The sequence below is a fragment of the Blastococcus sp. TML/M2B genome (genome assembly GCF_016612865.1).
Lineage (GTDB): Bacteria > Actinomycetota > Actinomycetes > Mycobacteriales > Geodermatophilaceae > Blastococcus.
Genome location: NZ_JAENZZ010000002.1, coordinates 1075535 through 1099399 on the forward strand (window position 1 = coordinate 1075535; position 23865 = coordinate 1099399).

The 23865-nt window shown below is 75.1% G+C and carries 25 protein-coding genes and 1 pseudogene; 8 read left to right on the forward strand and 18 right to left on the reverse strand.

The window, feature by feature from the left end:
* Nucleotides 1-4 precede the first annotated feature (4 nt).
* The gene (nusA, locus tag JKP75_RS13655) at nt 5-1123 is read right to left on the reverse strand and encodes a transcription termination factor NusA (protein ID WP_200490736.1); all 1119 of its coding nucleotides are present in this window, start codon (nt 1121-1123) and stop codon (nt 5-7) included.
* Nucleotides 1120-1803 carry a ribosome maturation factor RimP gene (rimP, locus tag JKP75_RS13660; RefSeq protein WP_200490735.1) on the reverse strand — a complete coding sequence of 228 codons (684 nt, stop codon included), beginning with the start codon at nt 1801-1803 and terminating at the stop codon, nt 1120-1122. The genes nusA and rimP overlap by 4 nt, the downstream gene beginning before the upstream one ends.
* 247 nt (nt 1804-2050) lie before the next feature.
* On the opposite strand from rimP, the gene JKP75_RS13665 reads away from it, so the two are divergent.
* Together JKP75_RS13665 and JKP75_RS13670 are read left to right on the forward strand one after the other, a co-directional pair.
* Entirely contained in the window at nt 2051-2536 is a 486-nt protein-coding gene (locus tag JKP75_RS13665; protein ID WP_200493171.1) for a hypothetical protein, read from the forward strand.
* A gap of 12 nt (nt 2537-2548) precedes the next feature.
* Complete coding sequence (locus tag JKP75_RS13670; protein WP_200490734.1) at nt 2549-3013, forward strand: ferritin-like domain-containing protein; 465 nt, start codon at nt 2549-2551, stop codon at nt 3011-3013.
* Nucleotides 3014-3016: 3 nt separating this feature from the next.
* On the opposite strand, the gene JKP75_RS13675 is transcribed toward JKP75_RS13670, so the two are convergent.
* From JKP75_RS13675 to JKP75_RS13695, 5 genes are all read right to left on the reverse strand, one after another.
* Nucleotides 3017-4912: a penicillin-binding transpeptidase domain-containing protein gene (locus JKP75_RS13675; RefSeq protein ID WP_200490733.1), complete on the reverse strand. Its 1896-nt coding sequence runs from the start codon at nt 4910-4912 to the stop codon at nt 3017-3019.
* Nucleotides 4913-4975: 63 nt separating this feature from the next.
* Nucleotides 4976-5464 carry a GyrI-like domain-containing protein gene (locus tag JKP75_RS13680; RefSeq protein WP_200493172.1) on the reverse strand — a complete coding sequence of 163 codons (489 nt, stop codon included), beginning with the start codon at nt 5462-5464 and terminating at the stop codon, nt 4976-4978.
* Between the two features lie 98 nt (nt 5465-5562).
* On the reverse strand, nt 5563-6432 hold the full coding sequence (locus JKP75_RS13685) for a DUF4081 domain-containing GNAT family N-acetyltransferase (RefSeq protein WP_200490731.1): 870 nt from the start codon (nt 6430-6432) through the stop codon (nt 5563-5565).
* Nucleotides 6433-6453: 21 nt separating this feature from the next.
* Nucleotides 6454-7614 carry a flavodoxin-dependent (E)-4-hydroxy-3-methylbut-2-enyl-diphosphate synthase gene (gene ispG / locus JKP75_RS13690; protein ID WP_200490730.1) on the reverse strand — a complete coding sequence of 387 codons (1161 nt, stop codon included), beginning with the start codon at nt 7612-7614 and terminating at the stop codon, nt 6454-6456.
* A gap of 64 nt (nt 7615-7678) precedes the next feature.
* Complete coding sequence (locus tag JKP75_RS13695; protein ID WP_200490729.1) at nt 7679-8611, reverse strand: LysR family transcriptional regulator; 933 nt, start codon at nt 8609-8611, stop codon at nt 7679-7681.
* Between the two features lie 36 nt (nt 8612-8647).
* On the opposite strand from JKP75_RS13695, the gene JKP75_RS13700 reads away from it, so the two are divergent.
* Complete coding sequence (locus tag JKP75_RS13700) at nt 8648-9628, forward strand: EamA family transporter (protein ID WP_242471253.1); 981 nt, start codon at nt 8648-8650, stop codon at nt 9626-9628.
* Here the strand turns inward: JKP75_RS13700 and JKP75_RS13705 are convergent.
* Together JKP75_RS13705 and dxr are read right to left on the reverse strand one after the other, a co-directional pair.
* Nucleotides 9544-10896 carry an RIP metalloprotease gene (locus JKP75_RS13705; RefSeq protein ID WP_242473514.1) on the reverse strand — a complete coding sequence of 451 codons (1353 nt, stop codon included), beginning with the start codon at nt 10894-10896 and terminating at the stop codon, nt 9544-9546. The two genes, JKP75_RS13700 and JKP75_RS13705, sit on opposite strands and share 85 nt — an antisense overlap.
* A 1-nt stretch (nt 10897) precedes the next feature.
* A complete protein-coding gene (gene dxr, locus JKP75_RS13710; RefSeq protein ID WP_200493173.1) occupies nt 10898-12094 on the reverse strand; it encodes a 1-deoxy-D-xylulose-5-phosphate reductoisomerase in 1197 nt (398 codons plus the stop codon).
* 162 nt (nt 12095-12256) lie between these two features.
* Between dxr and JKP75_RS13715 the strand changes: the two genes are divergently transcribed.
* The 3 genes from JKP75_RS13715 to JKP75_RS13725 all read left to right on the forward strand — a co-directional run bounded on the left by JKP75_RS13715 (nt 12257) and on the right by JKP75_RS13725 (nt 14671).
* The gene (locus tag JKP75_RS13715) at nt 12257-13150 is read left to right on the forward strand and encodes a hypothetical protein (RefSeq protein ID WP_200490728.1); all 894 of its coding nucleotides are present in this window, start codon (nt 12257-12259) and stop codon (nt 13148-13150) included.
* 2 nt (nt 13151-13152) lie between these two features.
* Nucleotides 13153-14127, forward strand: a complete 975-nt coding sequence (locus JKP75_RS13720) for an LCP family protein (protein WP_200490727.1) — start codon at nt 13153-13155, stop codon at nt 14125-14127.
* A 112-nt stretch (nt 14128-14239) separates the two neighbouring features.
* On the forward strand, nt 14240-14671 hold the full coding sequence (locus JKP75_RS13725) for a DUF2631 domain-containing protein (RefSeq protein WP_309229832.1): 432 nt from the start codon (nt 14240-14242) through the stop codon (nt 14669-14671).
* On the opposite strand, the gene JKP75_RS21510 is transcribed toward JKP75_RS13725, so the two are convergent.
* From JKP75_RS21510 to rlmN, 3 genes and pseudogenes are all read right to left on the reverse strand, one after another.
* Nucleotides 14632-14946, reverse strand: a complete 315-nt coding sequence (locus JKP75_RS21510) for a VIT1/CCC1 transporter family protein (RefSeq protein WP_309230005.1) — start codon at nt 14944-14946, stop codon at nt 14632-14634. The two genes, JKP75_RS13725 and JKP75_RS21510, sit on opposite strands and share 40 nt — an antisense overlap.
* Before the next feature lie 97 nt (nt 14947-15043).
* Nucleotides 15044-15259: pseudogene (locus JKP75_RS21515) on the reverse strand (VIT1/CCC1 transporter family protein); the annotation flags it as partial.
* Between the two features lie 89 nt (nt 15260-15348).
* Entirely contained in the window at nt 15349-16533 is a 1185-nt protein-coding gene (gene rlmN, locus JKP75_RS13735) for a 23S rRNA (adenine(2503)-C(2))-methyltransferase RlmN (RefSeq protein ID WP_200490725.1), read from the reverse strand.
* Nucleotides 16534-16624: 91 nt separating this feature from the next.
* Here rlmN and JKP75_RS13740 point away from each other — a divergent pair, with 91 nt between their 5' ends.
* Nucleotides 16625-17392, forward strand: a complete 768-nt coding sequence (locus JKP75_RS13740) for a polyphosphate kinase 2 family protein (RefSeq protein WP_200490724.1) — start codon at nt 16625-16627, stop codon at nt 17390-17392.
* Nucleotides 17393-17428: 36 nt separating this feature from the next.
* On the opposite strand, the gene JKP75_RS13745 is transcribed toward JKP75_RS13740, so the two are convergent.
* On the reverse strand, nt 17429-18070 hold the full coding sequence (locus JKP75_RS13745) for an RNA methyltransferase (protein ID WP_200490723.1): 642 nt from the start codon (nt 18068-18070) through the stop codon (nt 17429-17431).
* 17 nt (nt 18071-18087) lie between these two features.
* Here JKP75_RS13745 and JKP75_RS13750 point away from each other — a divergent pair, with 17 nt between their 5' ends.
* Entirely contained in the window at nt 18088-19200 is a 1113-nt protein-coding gene (locus JKP75_RS13750; protein ID WP_200490722.1) for a DUF952 domain-containing protein, read from the forward strand.
* Nucleotides 19201-19204: 4 nt separating this feature from the next.
* Here the strand turns inward: JKP75_RS13750 and JKP75_RS13755 are convergent, their stop codons facing one another.
* The 5 genes from JKP75_RS13755 to rpsB form a co-directional block, all read right to left on the reverse strand.
* On the reverse strand, nt 19205-20323 hold the full coding sequence (locus JKP75_RS13755; RefSeq protein ID WP_200490721.1) for a phosphatidate cytidylyltransferase: 1119 nt from the start codon (nt 20321-20323) through the stop codon (nt 19205-19207).
* A 21-nt stretch (nt 20324-20344) separates the two neighbouring features.
* On the reverse strand, nt 20345-20902 hold the full coding sequence (gene frr / locus JKP75_RS13760) for a ribosome recycling factor (RefSeq protein ID WP_200493174.1): 558 nt from the start codon (nt 20900-20902) through the stop codon (nt 20345-20347).
* Between the two features lie 70 nt (nt 20903-20972).
* Nucleotides 20973-21722, reverse strand: coding sequence for a UMP kinase (pyrH, locus tag JKP75_RS13765; protein WP_200491373.1), 750 nt, complete (start codon nt 21720-21722; stop codon nt 20973-20975).
* Between the two features lie 127 nt (nt 21723-21849).
* Nucleotides 21850-22665, reverse strand: a complete 816-nt coding sequence (gene tsf / locus JKP75_RS13770) for a translation elongation factor Ts (protein WP_200490720.1) — start codon at nt 22663-22665, stop codon at nt 21850-21852.
* Between the two features lie 88 nt (nt 22666-22753).
* The gene (rpsB, locus tag JKP75_RS13775; RefSeq protein ID WP_200490719.1) at nt 22754-23698 is read right to left on the reverse strand and encodes a 30S ribosomal protein S2; all 945 of its coding nucleotides are present in this window, start codon (nt 23696-23698) and stop codon (nt 22754-22756) included.
* Nucleotides 23699-23865: the final 167 nt, after the last annotated feature.

A 23865-nucleotide genomic window follows, 5' to 3' on the forward strand; every position in this document is an offset into this window, starting at 1 on the left:
CACTCTAGCGCGTCGTGGGCCCGCGATGTTCCACGCGTCGGGGCGGCGGCCGGTGAGCGGCCGGCCGGCCCCCCGTCGGGGGCTGCGGCGCACCCGAGCGCAGCGGCGCGCGCCCCACGCCCGGCGACGGCTCGGCCGCGGCGTCCTCGGCCTGGGCGTCGCTGCGGATGTCGATCCGGCAGCCGGTGAGCCGGGCGGCCAGGCGGGCGTTCTGCCCCTCCTTGCCGATGGCCAGCGACAGCTGGTAGTCGGGGACGACGACGCGCACGGCCTTGGCCTGGGCGTCCACGACCCGGGACTCGGTGACCCGCGCCGGGCTCAGCGCCTGGGCGACGAAGGCGGCCGGGTCGTCCGACCAGTCCACGATGTCGATCTTCTCGCCGTGCAGCTCGCTCATGACGTTGCGCACGCGCTGGCCCATCGGTCCGATGCAGGCGCCCTTGGCGTTGAGCCCGGGCACCGCGGTGCGGACGGCGATCTTCGAGCGGGCGCCGGCCTCGCGCGCGACCGCGACGATCTCGACGCTGCCGTCGGCCACCTCGGGCACCTCGAGGGCGAACAGCTTGCGCACCAGGTGCGGGTGGGTGCGCGAGACGGTGACCTGCGGGCCGCGGAAGGTCCGGGCGACCGAGACGACGTAGGCCTTGAGCCGGCTGCCGTGGGCGTAGTCCTCGCCGGGCACCTGCTCGGTGGGCGGCAGCACCGCCTCCACCTTGCCGATGTCGATCAGCACGGTGCCCTGCACGTTGCGGCGGTCGTGCGCCTGCACGATGCCGCTGACGATGTCGCCCTCCTTGCCGGCGTACTCGCCGAAGGTCTGCTCGTGCTCGGCGTCGCGCAGCCGCTGCACGATGACCTGCTTGGCGGTGCTGGCCGCGATCCGGCCGAAGTCGGTCGGGGTGTCGTCCCACTCGCGGACGACCTCGCCGTCGGCCCCCAGCTCCTGGGCCAGCACGGCGACCTCGCCGGTCTTGCGGTCCACGTGCACGCGCACGTGCTTGGCGGCGCCGTCGGCGTGCCGGTAGGCGGTCACCAGGGCGGTCTCGATCGCCTGGATCACCGTGTCGGCGGGGATGTCCTTCTCCCGCTCGACCGCCTTGAGCGCGGTGACGTCGATCTTCACTGTGCTCCTCCTCGCGCCTGCGGCGCGTTCCCCGGCGCGACGTCGTCGTCGAGCTCCGGGTCGTCCATGTCGTCGTCGGTCTGCTCGTCGTCGAGCAGGTCGTCCTCGTCGAGCTCGTCGTCCGCGTCGTCCCCGGCGAGGTCGTCCTCCGCGGGGGCGCGGCCGAACTCCACCTGCACGCGGCCGGCGCCGAGCTCCGCCCACGGCACCTGCCGCGGGGTCGGCGGGCGCTTCTTCGCGCCCGGCTTGCCCTGCGCCTCGACCGCCAGGGTCACCCCGCCGTCCTCCACCGCGAGCACGCGGCCGGTGACCTGCTCGGTCCTGCCGGCCGGCCCCACTACCACGGTGACCAGGCGGCCGGTGTTGCGCCGCCAGTGCCGCTGCTCGGTGAGCGGCCGGTCGACGCCGGGGCTGGTGACCTCCAGCACGTAGGGCGTGCGGCCCATGCCGTCGTCCTCGCTGTCGAGGACCTCCGAGACCGCGCGGCTGACCTCGGCGATGTCGTCGAGGGTCACGCCGGCGTCCCGGTCCACCACGACCCGGACGACGCTGCGGCGGCCGGCGGGGGTGACCACCAGCTCCTCGAGGTCGTAGCCGGCGCCCAGCACGACCGGCTCGATCCACCCGGCGAGGCGGGCGGCGGCGGGGTCGGTGCGGGCGGTGCCACGAGCAGCGGACACGGTCATCTCCTCCTGGCTCGGGCGGCCGCGGGGTGCGGGGCGCGTCCCCGGGCCCGTCCCCCCGGCACGGCCGGGGAGGGTGCTCCGAGGGGAAGAGGTCAGGTTACCGCCCGGCGCGGCGTGCGCGGACCGGGCACCGTGGGGTGCGAGGGGCGGGCGGGACCCGCCTGCCCCCGGCGTCGACGCGGAACGCGCCCGGCCGCCGCCGTGCCGACCCCGGTCGCCCGCGGCTGCGAGGATGGACCCGATGTCGTCGATCCCCTCCCCCGGCCCGCGGGGCTTCTCGCGGCGGACGCTGCTGGCGGCCTCGGCCGCCGGACTGGCGCTCGTCGCCGCGGGCTGCACCTCCGCCCCGCCGGACGACCGCGAGCTCGTGACCGGCGCGCAGGCCGACCAGCTGTTCGACCAGGTCGGGGTGCAGGAGACGCTCGTCGCGGCGTACACGGCGGCCGGCGCCGCGGACCCGGCGCTCGCCGGCGAGGTGGCCGAGCTGGCGGCGCAGGCCGGCGAGCAGCTGGAGCGGCTGCGCGCCGCCGCGCCGGGCGCCTCGCCGAGCTCGGTCTCCCCCGGTGCTCCCGCGTCCGCCGAGGAGGCCCGCCCCTGGCTGCGGGCGCAGGTGGCAGCGGCCGCCACCTCCCACGCGGCCGCGTGCGTCACCCAGTCCGGCGCCCGGGCGGCGCTGCTCGGCTCGATCGCCGCGGGCCTCCGCGGCCAGGACGGACCACTCGCATGACGGGAGCCGCGCATGGCTGACGACGGTGCCGGCGAGGGCTCGGGCGAGCTCGCCGCGGAGAACACCGCGCTGGGGCTCGCCCTCGGCGCGGAGCACGCCGCCATCTGGGGCTACGGGGTGGTCGGGGCCGCCCTGGAGCCCGCCTCCCGCGGTGGCGCGGGCGCCGCGGAAGCGGCGCACCGCGACGTCCGCGACCGGGTGGTCGCGCTGCTCGCCGGGCGGTCGGTGGAGCCCACCCCCGCGGAGGGTGGCTACGCGCTGCCGTTCCCGGTGCTGTCCGGGGTGGACGCCGCGGCGCTGGCCGTCGTCCTGGAGGACGGCGTGGCCGCCGCCTGGGTGCGCGTGCTGGACCAGGCCGCCGAGCCGGCCACCCGCGAGCTGGCCCTGGAGGCGCTCAGCGCCGCCGAGGTGCGGGCGGTGAGCTGGCGGTCGGCTGCCGGGCAGACCCCGGTCACCCGCGCGCTGCCCGGGTTGTGACGCTCAGCCCAGCGCGCCGAGGAAGGCGTCGGTGACGGCGACGGCGGCGCCGCTGGACTGCCCGCCCTCGACGAGGACGGCGAAGGCGATCGGCCCCGCGGCGCCGTCGGTGCGGTAGCCGACGAACCAGCCGTGCGAGTCCGGCGGCGTGGCGTTGCCGTACTCGGCCGTCCCGGTCTTGCCGAAGACCTCGCCGCGGTCGGCCAGCGCCGCGGCGGTGCCGGTGAGCACCACCTGCCGCATCATCGGCCGCAGCGCGTCGAGCACCTGCGGGCCCGGGCCGGTCGGCGTCGCCCCGGCCGGCTCGGCGCCGACGACCTCGACCGGCGCGACCGGGGTGCCCCCGGCGATGCCGGCGGCCACGAGGGCCATCTGCGCCGGGCTCACGAGCACCTGCCCCTGCCCGATCGCGTTCGCGGCCTTCGTCGTGCCGGTGCTGTCGCCCGGGACGCTGCCGGAGAAGACGTCGACCGGCAGCTGCCAGTCGGTGCCCACCCCGTAGGCGGCCGCGGCGTCGGCCAGCGCGCTGTCGGGCAGCTGCATCGCCTGCTGGATGAAGGTGGTGTTGCACGACTCGGCGAAGGCCTCGGTGAACGGCACGGTGCCGAGGTCGAACTGGTCCTGGTTCTCGAACTCGCGGCCCTCGACCACCGTCGTCCCGGGGCACGGGACGACGGTGTCGGGCGCGACCGCCCCGGCGGTCAGCAGCGCGGTCGCGGTGATCGTCTTCATGCTCGACCCGGGCGGGAACCGGCCGGCCAGCGCGTTCCCGGCGTCGGCCACCTCGTTGGAGGAGACGGCGAGGATCTCGCCCGTGCCCGGGCGGACGACGACGAGGTGGGTGGGCCGGGTCTCGGCCGCCACCGCGGCGTCGGCGGCGTTCTGGACGGCGGGCACCAGCGGGGTCCGCACCGGCTCGCCGGGCACCGGCGCGACGGCGCCGACCTCGCGGCCCTCGTCGCCGATGCTCTCGTCGAGGGCGACGACGCGGACGGTGAAGCCCGGGGTGCCGGCCAGCTGGTCCTGGAAGGCGCGCTGCAGCCCGGAGGTGCCCAGCTGGTCGCCGGCGGCGTACCGGGGCTCGCCGTCCTCGGCGGTCTCCTCGAGGATCTCGGCGGTGGCCGCCCCGACCCGGCCGAGCAGCGCCTCGGCGAACCGCGGGGTGGGTGCCAGCAGGCGGGTGGCGGTCGGGAAGACCGCGCCGGGGAGGTCGAAGACCTGGGCCCGGATGGCCTCGAAGTCCGGCCGGCGCAGCGTGATGACCGGGACGAACTGGCCCGCCGGCGCGGCCTGCACGTCGGCGGCGATCTCGTCCGCGGCGACGCCGGTGGCCGCCGACAGCGCGGCGGCCAGGGCCGGGAGGTCGGTGACCTGGCCGGGGTCGACGCCCACGTTGACCACCTCGGTGGGGGTGAACAGCGGCGCGCCCGTCGCGTCGGTGACCGGCGCCCGCTCGGGCAGGCTGCGCGCGAGCACCAGGTGCTGGCCCTCGTCGAGACCGGGGTGCACCACGGTGGGCCCCGCGACGACGGCCCAGCCGTCGTCGCCCTCCTCGAGCCGCAGGGTCGCGTCGTAGCTCCAGTCGGGTGCGGCGGCGAGGTCCCAGGTGGCGGTCCAGTCCGCGGTGGCGGTGCCGTCCTCGACGGTGACCGCGCCGAGCTCGGCGGACAGCTCCGCGCCCGGCAGGTCGGTGGCGGTCTGCTCCAGCAGCGCGGCGGCCGCGCCGGGATCGGTCGTCGCCCCCGCGGCGGCGTCGGCGTCGCCGCCGGCCCAGGCGTCGAGGAACGCCTGCGCGGCCGCCCGCACGTCCTCCTCGGAGCTGTCGGAGCAGGCCGACAGCAGGGGTGCGGCGACGATGACCGCGGTCAGCAGGAGGGCGGGTCGCCGCGAGGTGCGCACGGCGGCCAGCCTCCCAGACGACCCCTCCGCGGCGCGGTGGACCCGCGGAGCGCAGGTCAGGGGTCAGGCGTCGCAGGGCCGGACGTGCTGCTGCCGCGGTATCGCGGTGCTCCGCCGGCAGGGCATGGTGACCAGCGTCGGCCCCGCCGCGCCGTCCGGGAAGGACTCCCACGGGTCGCCGGCCGGGACGTAGTTGTTGCCCGCCATCCACACCTCCAGCGTCTCGTAGGTGAACCCGACGGTGTCGTGGTCGCCCACGTGCGGGGCGGCCACGCGGAGCCCGCCGGGCAGCTGCTCGGTGGTCACCCGGCCCGACGGGCGGAAGTCGGCGTCCACCGGGATGCCGGCGGTCACGTCCAGCCCGATCCGGGTGGACCGGTACCGGGCGAACGGCGGCCCGGCGGCGGGCAGCCGCTGGTCGGCCAGCATCCGCCGGACCTCGCCGAACGCGGCGGCGAGGAAGTCGTCGTACTCGGAGTTCTCCACGTGCCCGTACACCACGGCCACCGTCTGCGGCGGGTGGTCGGACAGCTCGATCAGCCCTGTGGTCATGCCGGCTCCCCGGGGACTGCCCGCGTCGACGGCCTCGGCGCGAGGCCTCCCCATCGTGGACCCCCGGACCCGTCGACGGCACCCCTGCCCGCCCGGCGTCAGAAGAGCACGCTGGAGAACTGCCCGACCTCCCGGAAGCCGACCCGGAGGTAGGCGGCGCGCGCCGCCGCGTTGTAGTCGTTGACGTAGAGGCTGACCACCGGGGCGACGTGCGCGCGGGCGTGCTCGACCACCGCGGCGGTGCCGGCGGCACCGATGCCCCGGCCGCGGTGCTCGGGCGCCACCCAGACGCCCTGCACCTGGCAGGCCGCGCGGCTGACGGCGCCGATCTCGGCCTTGAACACCACGCGCCCGTCCTCGATCCAGGCCAGCGCGCGCCCGGCCCGGACCAGCTCGGCCAGCCGCGCCCGGTACCCGGCCCCGCCGTCCAGGCGCAGCGGGCTGACGCCGATCTCCTCGGTGAACATCGCGACCGCGGCCGGCAGCAGCGTGTCGAGCTCCTCGGGGCGCACCGGCCGCACCCGGGGTTCGGGGACGACGGCCGGCGGGCCCTCGATCGCCATGAGCGGCTGGCGGGGGCGCAGGTCGCGGGCCGGGCCCCAGGCCGGCGCCAGCACCTCCCACAGCGGGGCCACCGAGGCCGTCGGGCCGACGATCGTGCTGCACCGGCGCCCGGCCCGGAGGGCGCGGTCGGCGAACGCCGCCGCGGCGGCGCGCTCCGCGCCCGGGACGGCGAACGGGATGAGGTTCGCCCCGGCCAGGCAGACCGCCTCGAGCGCCCGGCCGGAGCCCACGCCCCACAGCGGCGCGCCCACGGCCGCCGGGGCGGTGCCGGTCAGCTCGACCCGGCCGGCCAGGACGCAGGCGGCCACGGGGTCACCGGCGAGCAGCCGGTGGACCGCGGCCTCGTCACCCTCGTCGAGGACGCGGGCCGTCGGGGTGGTGGGGGACCCGGGCGAACGGAGCACGAGGGGCGGGAGGAGCGCCGGTCAGCTGACGGAGACGACCGGCGGGCCGGACGGCGCACCCGCGTCGGTGACCTCGCCGGCGATCCGCATGGCCTCCTCGATCAGCGTCTCCACGATCATCGACTCGGGCACGGTCTTGACGACCTCGCCCTTGACGAAGATCTGCCCCTTGCCGTTGCCGGAGGCGACGCCGAGGTCGGCCTCGCGCGCCTCGCCGGGGCCGTTGACGACGCAGCCCATGACCGCGACGCGCAGCGGGACCTCCATGCCCTCCAGCCCGGCGGTCACCTCGTCGGCCAGCTTGTAGACGTCGACCTGCGCGCGCCCGCACGAGGGGCAGCTGACGATCTCCAGGCCGCGCTGCTTGAGGTTCAGCGACTCCAGGATCTGGTTGCCGACCTTGACCTCCTCGGCCGGCGGGGCCGACAGGGAGACGCGGATGGTGTCACCGATGCCCTGGGACAGCAGCGCACCGAAGGCGACGGCGGACTTGATCGTGCCCTGGAACGCCGGGCCGGCCTCGGTGACGCCGAGGTGCAGCGGGTAGTCGCACTGCGCCGCGAGCAGCTCGTAGGCGCGGACCATGACGACCGGGTCGTTGTGCTTGACCGAGATCTTGATGTCGCGGAAGTCGTGCTCCTCGAACAGCGAGCACTCCCACAGCGCGGACTCGACCAGCGCCTCCGGGGTCGCCTTGCCGTACTTGGCCAGCAGCCGCTTGTCGAGGGAGCCGGCGTTGACGCCGATGCGGATCGGGATGCCGGCGTCCTTGGCCGCGCGGGCGATCTCGCCGACCTTGTCGTCGAACTTCTTGATGTTGCCCGGGTTCACCCGGACCGCGGCGCAGCCGGCGTCGATCGCGGCGAACACGTAGCGCGGCTGGAAGTGGATGTCGGCGATCACCGGGATCTGCGACTTCTTGGCGATCGTCGCGAGCGCCTCGGCGTCGTCGGTGTCGGGCACCGCCACGCGCACGATCTGGCAGCCCGAGGCGGTCAGTTCGGCGATCTGCTGCAGCGTCGCGTTGATGTCCGCGGTCTTGGTGGTGCACATCGACTGGACGCTGACCGGGAAGTCGCTGCCGACGCCGACGCCGCCCACGTCGAGCTGGCGGGTCTTCCGCCGCGGAGCGAGGACGGGCGGGGGTGCAGCCGGCATGCCGAGGCCGACGGGGATCGCCATGCCCGCCAGTATCCCCCGCGCCGCCGCGGATGCCCGCCGCACGGCTGTGACGTGCGCCGTCGGGTCAGCCGGCGACCGCGGCGGCCTCGGCTGCCAGCGCGTCCAGGACGACCTGCACCGAGCGGCGGGCGGCCCGGTCGGGGCGGGACAGGGCTTCGACGACCCGGCCCGCGCGCAGGTCCGCCAGGGGCACCAGCGCCAGCCGCCCCTCCGCCCGCTCCTGGGTGGTGTGCCGGGGCAGCAGCGCGATGCCGTGCCCCCCGGCGACCAGCTTCTCGATGAGCGGCAGGTGGGTCGTGCGGCGCACGACGCGCACCGGGCGGCGGGCCTGCGCCGCCAGCGCGGTCAGCACGCGGTCGATCGGGAACTCCGGCGGCGGCACGATCCAGTCCTCGTCGATGACGTCGCCCGGGCTCACCCGGTCGCGCCCGGCGAGCGGGTGGTCCAGCGGCAGCGCGACGTCCAGCGGCTCGCGGAGCAGCAGGCGGACCTCCAGGCCGTCGCGCCGCGGGGGGACGACGTCGTCCGAGCGGTGCGCGACGACGACGTCGTAGTCGGCGGTCAGGCCCGCGAAGTCGTCCTGCAGGACGTCCTCGTCGACGGTCTCCAGGACGACGTCGGGATGCGCCGCCATCCGGTCGAGCAGACCGGGGACCAGGAGCTCCCCGGCCGAGTGGAAGGTCGCCAGCCGCACCGTGCCACCGACCCCGCCGCGGTAGCGCTGCCAGTCGGCCTCCGCGGTGGCCAGGGCGGTGGAGACGCTCGCCGCGATCCCGGCGAGCGCCCGGCCGGCGTCGGTCAACCGCACCCCGCGCCCGGCCCGCTCGACCAGGACGACGCCGAGCCGGCGCTGCAGCACCTTGAGCTGCTGGGAGACCGCCGACGGCGAGAGCCGGGTGGCCCGGGCCGCCGCGGTCACGGACCCGTGCTCGGCCAGCTCCCGGAGGACGGCGAGGTGCGCGACGTCCACCCGCTCCCACAACCCGCTGTCGACCATGAAGCAACGCTACAAGGTCGGTGCACGAGAACGCGCTTGCCCTTCACCCTGATGGGCCGGAAGCTCGTCGCCGTGCCTCCCCGCGACCGCCTCCTCGCCTGCCTCGTCGCCGTCTGCTGGGGCGTCAACTTCCCCGCCACGGCGCTCGCCCTCGAGCACTTCCCGCCGCTGTTCATGGTCGCGCTGCGGTTCACCCTGGTCGCCCTGCCCGCCCTGCTGCTCGTGCCCCGCCCGCCGGTGCCGCTGCGCTGGCTGGTCGGCGTCGGCCTGGGCATCGGGCTCCTGCAGTTCGCCTTCCTCTACCTCGGCATGGCCGCCGGGATGCCCAGCGGCCTGGCCTCGCTCGTCCTCCAGGCCTCGGCGCCGTTCACCGTGCTGCTCGCCGGCGTCTGGCTGCACGAGAAGCTCTCCGCCCGGCAGCTCGGCGGCGTCGCCCTGGCCGTCGCCGGGCTGGCCGTCATCGCGCTGCACCGGTCGCAGACCGCCGCGTGGCTGCCCGTCGTCCTCACCCTGTGCGGGGCGCTGGGCTGGGCGATCGGCAACGTCTGCAGCCGGCAGGCGAAGGCGCCCAACGGGCTGCACCTCACGCTGTGGTCCGCGGTCGTGCCGCCGCTGCCGATGCTGGCGCTGGCACTCGTGGTCGAGGGGCCCGCGCGGATCGGCCGGTCGCTGACGAGTGTCGCCACCGCCGAGGCGCTGCCGGCGGTCCTGGGACTGCTCTACGTGGTCGTCGTCGCCACGCTCGTCGGGTACGGGCTGTGGAACTCGCTGCTGTCCCGGCACCCGTCGAACGTGGTGGCGCCGTTCTCGATGCTCGTGCCCGTGGTCGGCGTCCTCGCCTCCTGGCTCGCGTTCGGGGAGGTGCTCGACCGCGTCGAACTGGCCGCCGGCGTGCTCGTGGTCGCCGGCGTGCTGATCGGCTCCCGGCCGGCTCAGCCCGCGAGGGTGATCGGGTTGATGACGTCGGCGAGGAACAGCAGCGCGGACAGCGCCAGGAAGACCCCGGCGACCACGTAGGCGACCGGCATCAGCCGGGCGATGTCGAAGGGCCCGGGGTCGGGCCGGCCGCGCAGCCGGGCGACGGTCGCGCGCGCCTTCTCGTACAGCGCCCCGGCCACGTGCCCGCCGTCCAGCGGGTAGATCGGCAGCAGGTTGAACAGGAACAGCACGAGGTTCATCCCCGCCAGCAGCTGGAAGAACAGGCTGGCCTTCTCCAGGGTGGTGAACCGGTCGAGGGAGAACACCTCGCCCGAGATGCGGCCGACCCCGACCACGCCGATCGGCCCGAGCGGGTCGCGCTCCTCGCCGAGGAAGGTGGCCCGGAACAGCGCCGGCACCCGCTGCGGGATCTCGACCAGCCGGTCGACGGCGCGCTGGGCGTAGTCGCCGACGAAGCCCGGGACGGCGGTGACCGGCTGCCGCACGTAGTCCTGCGCGGCCTGGATGCCGACGTAGCCCACGGTCCGGGTGCCGTCGGCCTCGCCGTCCCCGTCGTCGTCGACGTAGACGGTGTTGGCGATCGGGGTGACGGTGAGGTCGACCCGCGTCGTCGCGCCGTCGACCTCGCGCTCCACGGTGAGGACGACGGGGGTGTCGATGCTCTCCCGGATGGCGTCCTGGACCTGACCCCAGCCGGTCACCTCGTCGTCCTGACCGGTGTCGGCGACCGAGGACACCGGCCGGCCGTCGATCGCGACGACGGTGTCCCCGGCGCGGATGCCGGCAGCGGCCGCCGGGGAGGGGGTGGCGTCGTCGGAGCAGGTGCGGACGGCCGCGTCGGCCGGCAGCACGCACTCGGGCACCGCGCTGACCGTGGTGGTCGCCCCGGGGATGCCGAAGGCGGTGAGCACGATGGTGAAGAACAGCACCGCCAGCACCAGGTTGTGGAACGGGCCGGCGAACATCACGATGACCCGCTGCCACCAGGGCTTCTTGTAGAAGACCCGGTCGCCGTCGGTGGGCAGCACGTCGTCCAGCGCCTGGCCGCGGACCTCGGCGATGAAGCTGCGCATCCGGGTGGCGCGCGTGCCCTCGCCCTCCTCAGCGGGGGGGATCATGCCGACGATGCGGATGTAGCCGCCGAGCGGGATGCCCTTGATGCCGAACTCGGTCTCCCCGTAGCGGCGGGAGAACACCGTCGGGCCGAAGCCGACGAAGAACTGCGGCACGCGCATGCCGAACTTCCGCGCCCAGTAGAAGTGGCCGAACTCGTGGAAGCCGATGCTGAACAGCAGGCCCAGCGCGAAGGCGACGATCCCGAGGACCGTCAGGAGGAACCCGCTCAGCTCAGCCTCCGGCGATGATGCCCCGGGCGTGCTCCCGGGCCCACTTCTCCGCGGCCAGGACGTCCTCGACGCGCGTGGGGACGCCGAGGTCCGGCGCCTCGTCGAGGGTACGCGCGACGAGCTGGACGATCCCTGGGAACGAGAGCCGACCCGCCGTGAATGCGGCGACCGCCTCCTCGTTGGCCGCGTTGTAGATCGCCGGGGCCACGCCACCGGCCTCGCCGACCGAGCGGGCCAGCCGCACGGCGGGGAACGCCTGCTCGTCGAGCGGGAAGAACTCCCAGGTGCTGGCCGCCGTCCAGTCCAGCGCCGGCTGCACGTCGGGCAGCCGGTCGGGCCAGGCGAGGCCGAGGGCGATCGGCAGCCGCATGTCCGGCGGGCTGGCCTGGGCGATCGTCGCGCCGTCGGCGAAGGTGACCATCGAGTGCACGATCGACTGCGGGTGCACCACGACGTCGATGTCGGCGTAGGGGACGCCGAAGAGCAGGTGCGCCTCGATCAGCTCCAGGCCCTTGTTGACCAGCGTCGCCGAGTTGATGGTGACGACCGGCCCCATGTCCCAGGTGGGGTGGGCCAGCGCCTGCTCGACGGTGACGCCCTCCAGCTCGGCGGCCGACCGGCCGCGGAACGGCCCGCCGCTGGCGGTGAGCACCAGCCGGGCGAGCTCGCCGCGCGTGCCGGCCCGCAGGCACTGCGCCAGCGCCGAGTGCTCGGAGTCGACCGGGACGAGCTGGCCGGGCGCGGCGGCGGCGAGGACCAGGTCCCCCCCGGCGATCAGCGACTCCTTGTTCGCCAGCGCCACGGTGCGCCCGGCGCGCAGGGCGGACAGCGTCGGACCCAGGCCGATGGAGCCCGCGATGCCGTTGAGGACGACGTCGGCCGGGCGCGCCGCGAGCTCCTCGGCGGCGCGCGGGCCGGCGAGGATCTCCGGGAGGGAGTACTCGCCCTTCGACCAGCCCTTCTTCGACGCCGCGGCGTAGAACGCCAGCTGCAGGTCCTGGGCGGCGGTCGCCCGCGCCACCGCCACGGTGCGCACGCCCAGCGCGAGCGCCTGCTCGGCCAGCGTCGCGACGTCGCCGCCGCCCGCGGCCAGCCCGGTGATGCGGATGCGGTCGGGGTTCTGGCGGGCCACCGCGATCGCCTGCCGGCCGATCGAACCGGTGGACCCGAGGACGGTGACCTCGCGCGGCTGGCTCATGGCGCTGATCCTGCCAAGCCCCGCCCCGGCACCCCGACCTCACCCGCCCCTCCGGCACCACCTGCCCCGGAAAGGTGACCAGGGCTCAAGCGGAACGTCGGCGTGCCGATGTCCTGGTCGACGGTCCACCTACGGGGCCGCAGATGCCAGGAAGGCTCCTCCATGTCGCAGCTCTCCCCCCGTCGCGCGGTCAGCGCCGCCGGTCTCGTCCTCGGCACCGCCGCCCTCGGCGTGGCGTTCGCCCCCGCCGCGTCGGCGGCCCCGTCCCCGGCCGTGACCGTCAGCCAGTCGACCGTCGCGCCGGGCGCGACGTACACCGTCTCCGGCGGTGACTGCATCTCCGAGGACGCCGACTACGACGCCGCGGGCGTCGTCTTCCTGGCGGTCGGGGCGCAGTCGGCCGACGCCGAGCTGGCCGACGAGAACGGCGACTGGACCCTCACCGCGACCGCGCCGACCGAGGCCGGGTCCTACGAGTTCTCCGCCGTCTGCGACTGGTACACCGACGGCTTCGAGTACGGCAACTTCACGATCACCGTCGCCGCGCCGTCCTCGACCCCGGCGCCGGCTCCGGCCCCCGCGCCCTCGGCCACGCCCTCCGCGCCCGGCACCCCGCGCGGCGCGGCGGCCGTCACGGCCGGCGTCGCCAGCCCCGACACCGGCGCCGCCACCGGCGACGCCGCCCCGCTGGGCCAGAAGGTCGTGAAGATCCTCACCGGCTTCAAGCCCTTCGAGGTCGTCACCGTCACCCTGAACTCGACCCCGCAGCGCGTGGGCACGTTCACCGCCGACGCCTCGGGCACCGTCCGCGTCGAGTTCACCGTCCCGGCGGGCACGCCGGTCGGTGACCACACGCTGGTCTACGAGGGCGACAAGGGCACCTACTTCCAGGAGGCCTTCGCCGTCACCGCCACCCCGGCCGGCGGCTCGGCCCGCCTGGCCTCCACCGGTGCCAGCGTCGCGCTGCCGCTGGGCCTGGGCCTGGGTGCCCTCGCCGCCGGTGGAGGCCTGGTCCTCGCCGCCCGTCGCCGCTCCACCGGGGGCGTGCAGGCCTGAGCATGACCGCTCCGCACGATCCCGACGCCGGCCAGGCCCGCCCTGGCCGGCGTCGGTCGTCGTCCCGGCGGTGGCTGCGGGCGACGGCCGCCGTCCTGCTGCTGGTGCTCCTCGCCGCCGGCGTCGACGTCGCCGTCCTCTCCGCCCGGATGGGTGCGGTCGAGGTCGACCTCACCGCCGACGACCGGGACGGCAGCACGTGGGTGCTGCTCGGGCTCGACTCCCGCGCGGCCCTGCCCCGCGGCGCGGACGCCGCCGCCTTCGGGACGACCGAGGAGGTGCCCGGCAGCCGGGCCGACGTCGTGCTCGTGGTGCACCGCTCCGACGCCGGCACCCGGGTGCTGTCGGTCCCCCGCGACCTGCTGGTCACCGGCGGGGGGCAGAGCGGGCGGCTAGCGCTCACCTGGCTCCGCGGGCCCGGGGCCACCGTCGCCGCCCTGTGCGGGCTCGGCATCCCCACCGACCACCTGGTCACCGTCGACCTCGCCGGGTTCACCGACCTGGTGGACGCCGTCGGCGGGGTGGAGGTGGACCTGCCCGGCCCCGTCCGCGATCCGCAGGCCGGCCTCCTGCTCCCCCGGGGCGGGGCGCAGGAGCTCGACGGTGCGACGGCGCTGGCCCTCGTCCGCTCCCGCCACCCGGAGACGCCGGCGGACGGCGGCGGCTGGGCCCCCTCCCCCGTCGACCCCGACGCGCGCGCGGCGACGGCGGCCGGGGTGCTGCGGGCGTTCGCGGACCGCGCGGCCGAGGCCCGCACCCGTCCGTGGCGGCTGCAGCGGGTCGCCTGGGCCGCCTCGGGCGCGGTGTCCCGGGACCCGGGCACCTCGCTGGCCGACCTCGCGTCCTTCGCCGGCACCGAGCTCGGCACGGCCGAGGTGCTGCCCGCCGGCCCGCCGGTCGAGGGCGCCCTCCTGCGCCTGCCCACGCCCGCCACCGCGGCCGCCGTCGCCGCGGCGGGGCTGAGCTGCGGCGGCTGAACGCGCCACGCGCGACCGCCCTGGCCGGTCACCGCGGACACCGCCTGGCATCATGAGCGGGTCAGCGACCTGCGCGCTGATCACGGACACAGCAGCGTCGCGAGGAGAGCACGTGAGCGAGCAGACGCACCGGGACCGGATCGCGATCGACGACCCGGCCACCGAGCGGGTCAACCAGCCCGGTCGTGAAGAGGGCGTGGTCCGCGCGGGTGCGCACCCCGTCGAGCACGAGGAGCCGGCCGACTGGGGCTGGCACGGGCAGACCGGCCGCAAGGGCCGGATCGGCGCCTGGATCGCCGTGCTCGTGACCCTGAGCTACCTCGTCGGCAACCACGAGGGCCGCGTCGAGGACCTGTGTGGTGCTGGGCACCGCGCTCCTGCTCATCGTGATCCTGGTCTGGGACATCTTCCGCAGGAAGAACGCCTGGCGCAGCCGCTGACCCGCAGCCCGAACGCACGCGAGGGCCGGTTCCCGCACGGGGAGCCGGCCCTCGTCGCGTCCGGTCAGGCGACCGCGACGCCGATCGCCGAGCCGATCAGGTAGGTGATCCCGGCGGCGGCCGCGCCGAAAAGCAGCTGCCGGGCGCCGGCGTACCACCACGGCCGCGGGGTGAAGGTCGAGGAGAGCGCCCCGGCCACCACCAGCCCGAGGCCACCGCAGAGCAGGGCCGGCCACAGCACCGCGGCACCGAACAGGTACGGCAGCAGCGGGATCAGCGCGCCGACGCCGAAGGTGACGAACGAGGAGACCGCCGCGGTCGTCGGCGACGGCTTGTCGCCCGGGCTGAGCCCGAGCTCGGCGACGACGTGCAGCCGCAGCGCCGTCTCCGGGTCGCGGGAGAGCTGGACGGCGACCTCGGGAGGCGAGGTCCTGGTCGACGCCCCGCACGCGCAGCATCTCGACCAGCTCGCGCAGCTCCCCGTCGGGGTTGCGCTCGAGCTCCCGCCGCTCCTTCTCGACCTCGAGGTCGAGCTGCTCGTTCTGCGTCTTCACCGAGGTGTACTCGCCGAGCGCCATCGAGATCGCGCCGGCGACGAGGCTGGCCACGCCGGCCAGGACGACCGCCCGGGGGGCCGCGCCCCCGCCGCCGACGCCGGCGACGAGCGCGGTGTTGGTGACCAGCCCGTCCATGGCGCCGAAGACCGCGGCGCGCAGCCAGCCGCCGGAGACGTCGGAGTGCGAGTGCTCGTGCGCCTCGGCGTCCGGGGCCGCGTCGGTGGTCACTCGTCGCCCTCGGCGCCGAGCTCCACGGGCGGCTCGACCGGCTCCGCCGAAGGGGTGGGCAGCGCGACGCTGGGGACGCCGTCCACCTGGTCGGCGGCGGCGAGCTGGCCGCAGGCGCCGTCGATGTCCTGGCCGCGGGTGTCGCGCACCGTCGTCGGCACCCCCGCGGCGCGCAGCCGGGCGACGAACTCCCGCTGGGCGGGCAGCGGGCTGGCGTCCCACTTGCTGCCCGGGGTCGGGTTGAGCGGGATCAGGTTGACGTGCGCGAGCCGGCCGGCCAGCAGCTTCCCGAGCAGGTCGGCGCGGAAGGGCTGGTCGTTGACGTCGCGGATGAGCGCGTACTCCACCGAGTAGCGGCGGCCGGTCTTCCGCGCGTAGGCGTCGGCGGCCTCCACCACCTCGCCGACCTTCCACCGGGTGTTGATCGGCACGAGGCCGTCGCGCAGCTCGTCGTCCGGGGCGTGCAGGCTGACCGCGAGGGTGACGTTGAGCCCCTCGTCGGTGAGCCGCCGGATCGCCGGCACCAGGCCGACGGTGGAGACGGTGACCGAGCGCTGCGCCAGGCCCAGCCCGTGCGGTGCGGGGGTGAGCAGCGCGTCGAGGGTCTTGCGGACGCGGGGGTAGTTGGCGAGCGGCTCGCCCATGCCCATGAACACCACGTTGGACAGCCGGCCCGGGCCGCCGGCGAGCTCGCCGTTCGCCATCGCGGCGGCCGCCGCCACCGCCTGGCCGATGATCTCGGCGGCCGACAGGTTGCGGGTGAGGCCCTGCTGTCCGGTGGCGCAGAACGGGCAGGCCATGCCGCAGCCGGCCTGGCTGGAGATGCAGACGGTGGCCCGGCCCGGGTAGCGCATGAGCACGCTCTCCACGAGCGCGCCGTCGTGCAGCCGCCACAGGGTCTTGCGGGTGCGCCCGTCGTCGGCGGTCTGGTGCCGGACGACGGTCAGCAGCCCCGGCAGCAGCGCCTCGGTCAGCGACTCGCGCACCGCGGCGGGCAGGTCGGTCATCTGCTCCGGGTCGGTGACGCCGCGGTAGAAGTGCCGGGCCAGCTGGTCGGCGCGGAACGCCGGCTGCCCGAGCTCGGCGACGGCGGCCCGGGCCTCGTCGCGGGTGAGGTCGGCGAGGTGGCGCGGCGGCTTGCCGCGGCGCGGGGCGTCGAAGACGAGGGGCAGGGCAGTCATAACCGGTCCATGGTCCCACTCCACCTCGCGTGCAGACCGTGCGGAGACCGAACTCACCCCCGTCGGGTCGGCACCTGGCAGGGTTGCGGGCATGAGCCGGCTCGCGGACGTCGACCTGACCGCCTCCCTCGGCAAGGAGGAGGCCAAGGCGCAGCTGGCGGCGGCGCAGCACCGGCTGACCCACCTGCGGCTGCTGCTGGGCGGCCAGCTCGGCTCCGGCGAGCTCGGGCCGCCGCTGCTGGTGCTGTTCGAGGGCTGGGACGCCTCGGGCAAGGGCGGGGCGATCAAGCGGCTGGTCGAGCCGCTTGATCCCCGGCACGCGCGGGTCGCGCAGTTCTCCGCACCGAGCTCCCACGAGAAGCGGCACCACTTCCTCTGGCGGTTCTGGCCGGCGCTGCCCGGCTGGGGCGGGATGGCCGTGCTGGACCGCACCTGGTACGGCCGCGTGCTGGTGGAGCGGGTGGAGGGCCTCGCGTCCGAGGAGGCGTGGCGCCGCGCCTACGGGGAGATCGTCGACCTGGAGACCACGCTCGCCGCCGAGGGCACCGTGCTGGTCAAGTTCTGGATGCACGTCTCGCCCGAGGAGCAGCTGCGCCGCTTCGAGTCGCGGCAGGCCGATCCGCACAAGGCGTGGAAGCTGACCGACGAGGACTGGCGGAACCGCGGGAAGCGGGCCGAGTACGAGGCCGCCGTCGAGGAGATGCTCGAGCGCACCGACACGCCGGCCGCGCCGTGGCACGTGGTCGCCGGGGAGGACAAGCGCTGGGCCCGTGTCGACGTCGTCCGCACCGTGTGCGCGGCGGTCGAGGACGCGCTCGCCGCCCGCGGCATCGACACCGGGCTGCCGCCACGGCGATGAGCCCGGCGCCCGGCCCGGCCGCGCGAGCGGCTCGGGTCAGCCGATCCGCGCGTGCTGGCGCACCCAGGCGTGCATCGCGATGCCGGCGGCGACCCCGACGTTGATCGAGCGGGTCGAGCCGAACTGGGCGATCGAGACGGTCAGGTCGGCGCCGGCCCGCGCCTCCTCGGTGAGCCCGGGGCCCTCCTGCCCGAACAGCAGCAGGCAGCGCTCGGGCAGCACCGCGGTCTCCAGGGGCACCGCGCCCGGGTGGTTGTCGACGGCGACCACCGTCAGCTGCCGCGCCGCGGCGAAGGCGAGCAGCTCGCCGACGTCGGTGTGGTGCCGCAGGTGCTGGTACCGGTCGGTGACCATCGCGCCCCGCCGGTTCCACCGGCGCCGGCCCACGACGTGCACCTCCTCGGCGAGGAACGCGTTGGCGGTCCGCACCACCGTGCCGATGTTCGCGTCGTGGCCGAAGTTCTCGATCGCCACCGAGAACCCGTGCCGGCGACGGTCCAGGTCGGCGACGATCGCCTCGACCGTCCAGTAGCGGTACCGGTCGACGACGTTGCGCCGGTCGCCGGCGGCCAGCAGCTCCGCGTCGTAGCGCGGGTCCTGCGGCCACGGGCCCTCCCACGGGCCGACGCCGACCGTCGTCCCCCAGTCGGTGGGGCCGGGCAGCTCGTCGTCGGGCACCCAGGGAGGATCGCAGGGTGGCTGCCGACGTCCTCCTGCACCTCATCGAGCCGGCCGCATGGCGGGCCGCGCTGACCGACGGCGCGGTGCGCCCGCCGTCGCTCGCCTCGGTCGGCTTCGTCCACCTGTCGACGCCGGAGCAGGTGCACCTGCCGGCGCGGGCGCTCTTCCCGGGCCGCCGCGACCTGGTGCTCCTCGTGGTCGACCCGGCGCGGCTGACCGACCCGGTGCGGTTCGAACCCGGCCGCCCCGAGGACCCCGCGGGCATGCTCTTCCCGCACCTGCACGGGCCGCTGCCGACCCGCGCGGTCGTCGCCGTCGTCCCGTACCGGCCGCCGGTGCCGCCGGTTCTCCCCTCCCCCGACGACGCGCTGGGGCGCGCCCTGGCCCACTACACCTCGCTGCCGGTGCGCCGCGCCGTCGGCGTGGGCGACGTACCCGGGGGCGTCGCCGTCCTCGATCCGGACGTGGTCGCCTCCTACGACAACAACAGGCTGGTGCTCACCTCGCCGGTCGACGCCGCGGAGGTGGAGGCCGCCGCCGAGGACGTGGGCGGCAACGCCGGCTGGCCGCACCGGGCGGCCTACCTCGCCTGGCCGGGGGCGGAGCCGGTGGCGCTCCAGCTGGGCCGCCGCGGCTGGGCCGTCGAGGACCTGGTGCTCATGGGCCGCTCCCCCGCCGACCCGCCGCGGGCGGCGACCGACCGGGTGACGGTGGTGACGACGGAGGAGCTCCGCGACCTCCGGGACCGGTCCTGGCGCCGTGACCTGGCCGGCACGGTCGACCGGCTGGACGCCGTCGTCGAGCAGCTGCTCCGGCGTGAGCTGCTCAACGACCCGGTCCTCGCGGTGACCGACCTGGCCGTGCACGAGGACGGCCGGGTCGTCGCCGCGGCCCAGCTGCGGGTGGACGGCGCGACCGCCGCGCTGGAGTCGGTCATGACCGACCCGGAGGCGCGCGGCCGGGGGCACGCCGACGCGCTGCTCGCCCGGGCCCTGGAGCTGGCCGGCGCCGCCGGTTGCGACCTGGTGGTGCTCGAGGCGACCGCCGACGACTGGCCGAGGAGGTGGTACGCCCGCCGTGGCTTCGCCGAGCTGGGCCGCACCTGGTCGGTCAGCCGCAGCGCCTGAGGCGTCAGACGGGGGCGAGCGCCGAGAGCAGCAAATAGGCGACGGCCGCCGAGGGCAGCAGCGAGTCCAGCCGGTCCATGATCCCGCCGTGCCCGGGCAGCAGGTTGCCCATGTCCTTGATGCCGAGGTCGCGCTTGATCAGCGACTCGCCGAGGTCGCCGATCGTGGCGGTGAGCGCCAGCGCCACGCCGAAGAGCACGCCACCCCACCACGGCTCGTGGAAGGTGAAGGTGAACAGGCAGACGCCGATGGCCACGCAGGCCAGCACCGAGCCGGCCAGGCCCTCCCACGACTTCTTCGGGCTGATCGAGGGCGCCATCGGGTGCTTGCCGAAGAGCACCCCGGCCGCGTAGCCGCCGACGTCGCTGCAGACCACGGTGGCGATGAAGGCGAGCACCCGGGCCACGCCGTCGTCGGGAACGGCGAGCAGGACGGCGAAACCGGCCAGCAGCGGCACGTAGAGGGCCACCAGGACGCCGGCCGAGGCGTCCCGCAGGTAGCCCGCCGGGCCGTCGGCGAGCCGCCAGAACAGCACCGCGAGCACGGTGACGAAGAAGCCGGTGACCAGGCCGGTCGTCCCGCGGGTCCAGGCGAGGACCAGCATGGCCGGCACGCCGACGAGCAGCGGCACCAGCGGCGCGCGGAACTCGCCCGCGCGCATCGCCCGGGTCAGCTCGACGACACCCACGAGCATCGCCGCGATGACCAGGCCCACGAAGGCCGGCCGCCAGATCAGCAGTGAGCCCAGCACCAGGCCGGCCAGCCCGAGACCGACGCCGATCGCGGCACCGAGGTCGCGCCCGGCGCGGCCGTGGCCGGTCACCGGCTTCTCCGTCTCGGGCAGCTCGTCCACCGGCGGTTCCGCATCCGCGGGCGGCTCCGCGACGGGGGTGCCGTCGGCAGCCGTCGCGGGGACCTCGACCGCGGGGACCTCGACGGTCGCCTCGGGGACGGGCTCCACGGGCCGGGAGGCCAGCGGCGGCAGCGGCGGGACCGACCGCGACCGGGAGACCGGACCGGTGTCGCCGTCGGACCTCCCGGAGGCGGGGCGGGCGCCCGCCGGCGGGAACGGCGTGGCCCCCGGGCGCAGCGCGCCCGGGCGGTCGGCGGAGGGGGGTGTCATGGGCGGTCGGCCGATCGGAGGTCAGACCTCGAGCAGCTCGGTCTCCTTGTTCTTCATCGCCTCGTCGACGTGCGCGACGTGCTGCTCGGTGAGGTTGTCCAGCTCCTTCTCCGCGCGGCGGACGTCGTCCTCACCGGCCTCGCCGTCCTTGGCGATGCGGTCGAGCTCGTCCTTCGCGCGGCGGCGGATGTTGCGGATCGCCACCTTCGCGTCCTCACCCTTGGCGCGCGCCTGCTTCACCAGGTCGCGGCGGCGCTCCTCGGTCAGCTGCGGGAAGACCACGCGCAGGATCTGGCCGTCGTTGGTGGGGTTGACGCCGAGGTCGCTGTCCCGGATGGCCCGCTCGATCGCGGTCAGCTGGCTCATGTCGTAGGGCTTGATGACCGCCATCCGCGCCTCGGGCACAGTGATCGAGGCCATCTGCGGCACCGGGGTGTAAGCGCCGTAGTAGTCCACCATGATCTTGCTGAACATGGACGGCGTGGCGCGGCCGGTGCGGACCGAGCCGAGGTCCTCCCGGGCGACCGACAGGGCCTTGTCCATCCGCTCCTCGGCATCGAGCAGGGTGTCGTCGATCACGGGTTGTCCCTCCTGCGACGGCCGGACCGCGGCCGTCGTCGTCCTCGTCTGTGCAGATCGTGCGCCGGGGTCAGGCCGGCTGGCTGATCAGCGTGCCGATCCTCTCACCTGCGGTCGCCCGGGCGATGTTGCCGTCGCGGAGCAGGTTGAACACCACGATGGGCATCCGGTTCTCCATCGCCAGGCTGATCGCCGTGGCGTCGGCGACCTTGAGCTCGTCGGCCAGCACCGTGGCGTAGTCCAGGTCCTCGTACATGGTGGCCGCCGGGTTGATCCGGGGGTCGTCGTCGTACACGCCGTCGACACCGTTCTTGGCCATCAGCAGCACCTGGCAGCCGATCTCCATGGCGCGCTGGGCGGCGACGGTGTCGGTGGAGAAGTACGGCATGCCCGCGCCGGCGCCGAAGATGACCAGCCGGCCCTTCTCCAGATGCCGCACCGCCTTGCGCGGGATGTAGGGCTCGGCGACCTGGCCCATGGTGATCGCCGTCTGCACGCGGGTCTCCAGGCCCACCTGCTCGCAGAACGCCTGCAGGGCGAGCGCGTTCATGACCGTGCCGAGCATGCCCATGTAGTCGGCGTGCCGGCGGTCCATGCCGGCCTGGGCGAGCTCCGCGCCGCGGAAGAAGTTGCCGCCACCGACGACGACGGCGACCTGCGTGCCCTTGTGGACGACCTCGGCCAGCTGCTCGGCGATGCTGTGCACGATGCCGGAGTCGATCCCGACCTTGCCGCCCCCGAACGCCTCGCCGGAGAGCTTGAGCAGCACGCGCTGGTAGCCGGTGCCGTCGGCGGGCTGGAACGCGGTGGGCGCGGACAGCGGTGCGGTCGTCTCGGTCAACGCGTCATCCCTCGTTCGACGTCAGTGGGGTTGATCCTGCCGCACAGACGTTCGGCCCCGCTCCCGGAGAGGAGCGGGGCCGAATGCCCGTGCGCGGGTGCTCGGCTCAGGCCTGGCCGACCTCGAAGCGCGCGAAGCGCTCCACGGTCATACCGGCCTCGTCGACGATCTGCTTGACCGTGCGCTTGGGCTCGGTGATCGACGGCTGCTCGAGCAGGACGAAGTCCTTGTAGTAGGCGTTGACCCGACCCTCGACGATCTTGGTGATCGCCTGCTCGGGCTTGCCCTCCTCCTTCGCCGTCTGCTCGGCGACGCGGCGCTCGGTCTCCACCGCCTCGGCCGGGACCTCCTCGCGGGTGAGGTAGCGCGGGCGCGCGGCGGCGATGTGCATCGCCAGGCTGCGGGCCGCGTCCTCGCTGCCACCGCTGTACTGCACGGCGACACCGATGGCCGGGGGCAGGTCGGTGGCCCGCTTGTGCAGGTAGGTGGCGGTGGTGCCCTCGAAGATGGCGAAGCGGCTCAGCACCAGCTTCTCGCCGATGCGGGCGGACTCGCCCTCGACCAGCGCGGCGACCGTCTGGCCCTCGACGTCGCTGCCCAGCAGGGCCTCGGCGTCGGCGGCCTTGTTCGCCAGGCCGATCTCGAGCAGGCGCTCGGCGAGCTTGATGAAGTCGGCGTTCTTGGCGACGAAGTCGGTCTCGCAGTCGAGCTCGAGCAGGGCGCCGTCCTTGCTGACGACGATGCCGTTGGTCGTCGAGCGCTCGAGGCGCTTGCCGACGTCCTTGGCGCCCTTGACGCGCAGGAACTCGACGGCCTTGTCGTAGTCGCCGTCGGCCTCGGTCAGGGCCTTCTTGCAGTCCATCATGCCGGCGCCGGTGGCGTCGCGGAGACGCTTGACGTCGGCCGCAGTGAAGTCAGCCATGTCTTTTCCTCTGTGGTCTGTCGGTGCTGCGGGGGTGGAGCGGGCGCGCCGCGGCGCCGTCCCCGGTGTCGGGGACGGCGCCGGGTGATCAACCGTTCTGGGCGCCCTGGGTGCCGGTCTCGGTGCTGCCGGTGGCGGGCACGCCCTCGACGGGCGCGACCTCCTCGGCGGTGACCGTCGGGGCCTCGGCCGGGGTCTCCGGCAGCGGGGTGGCGGCGGCGTCGGCGGCCGGGGCGGCCGCGGCGTCCCCACCGGTCAGCAGCTCGCGCTCCCAGTCGGCCAGCGGCTGGTCGCCACCGATGACCTGCTCGGCGCCGTCCTCGCGGCCGGCGTTGGCCTGCGCGGCCGAGCGGGCCATGAGGCCCTCGGCGACGGCGTCGGCGATCACGCGGGTGAGGACGGCGATGCTGCGGATCGCGTCGTCGTTGCCCGGGATCTTGTAGTCGACCTCGTCGGGGTCGCAGTTGGTGTCGAGGATCGCGACCACCGGGATCTTCAGCTTGCGGGCCTCGCCGACGGCGATGTGCTCCTTCTTGGTGTCCACGATCCAGATGGCGCTGGGCACCTTCTTCATGTCGCGGATACCGCCCAGGGAGCGGTCGAGCTTTGCCTTCTCGCGGCTGAGGACCAGCTGCTCCTTCTTGGACAGGCTGACCAGCACGCCGGTCTGCTCCATGTCCTCGATCTCCTTGAGGCGCTCGAGGCGCTTGAAGACCGTCTGGAAGTTGGTCAGCATGCCGCCGAGCCAGCGCTGGTTGACGTAGGGCATGCCCACGCGCGTGGCCTGCTCGGCGACGACCTCCTGCGCCTGGCGCTTCGTGCCGACGAACAGGATCGAACCGCCGTGCGCGACCGTCTGCTTGACGAACTCGTAGGCGTTGTCGATGTACCCGAGCGTCTGCTGCAGGTCGATGATGTAGATGCCGTTGCGCTCGGTGAAGATGAAGCGCTTCATCTTGGGGTTCCAGCGACGGGTCTGGTGCCCGAAGTGGACGCCGCTGTCGAGCAGCTGCTTCATGCCGACGACTGCCATTGCAGCCTCTCTTCTTCCGCGCGCGACCCCACGGGGCCGCACGCATGATCCGGTTGTCGCGGGCACCGGGTGGCGCCCGCCCTGGCGTCCTGCGGCACCACTCCCCCCGCCCGTGCGGGCGAGGACCGAGGTGGTGGCTGCCCCGCCGATCGGCGGGAAGAGGACAC